Raw genomic sequence first — 530 nt, 5'->3', positions numbered from 1 at the left:
GCAGCTAGTTTATCGAACCGTTTTGGCATCATCGTCGGAAGACGTAAGTGGGTACATCAAATGCAATCTACGGTTCATGAATATGGACATGCTCATCGTTTAGCTGGTTTCTATGATGTTAATCTTGGTGTCGATGACTTCCAGAAAGACCATACTGAAACGGGTCGCCGTTTACTAAGTGCCGGAAGAAAAGCAGTAGAAGATGATGGTGCTGAGGCGCTCATTCTCTGTTGCACAATGGAAATTGGTTTTTACAAGAAAATTGAACAGGAGCTTGGTGTGCCGGTCATCGATCCATCTATTGCGGCTCTTAAACGAGCTGAATATGCGGCTATACTAAAGCGTCAATGCGGATGGATTCCAAGTCGCAAAGGATCCTGCGAAGCACCTTCAGAAGAAGAGTTAAATAAATTTGGAGCTTTTAAATATGACGAGCCCATTTTTGGTAGCCGAATTATAATTCAAAGCTAGTAATCAATAAGCATTATATTTTAAAGTCTCATAATAGATCCGCACTTTAATATGCGGAT

The 530-nt window shown here is 41.3% G+C and carries 1 protein-coding gene; it reads left to right on the top strand.

Annotation, left to right across the window (positions count from 1 at the left end; genetic code table 11):
* On the top strand, positions 1-471 hold a 471-nt coding region (locus HBA93_RS18190; RefSeq protein WP_221724234.1), incomplete at its 5' end, for an aspartate/glutamate racemase family protein.
* Positions 472-530 lie beyond the last annotated feature (59 nt).

Source organism: Ochrobactrum sp. SFR4 (genome assembly GCF_019730395.1).
Lineage (GTDB): Bacteria > Pseudomonadota > Alphaproteobacteria > Rhizobiales > Rhizobiaceae > Pseudochrobactrum.
Note: the sequence above shows the minus strand (reverse complement) of the source record. Positions and strands in the feature narration are given on the sequence as shown.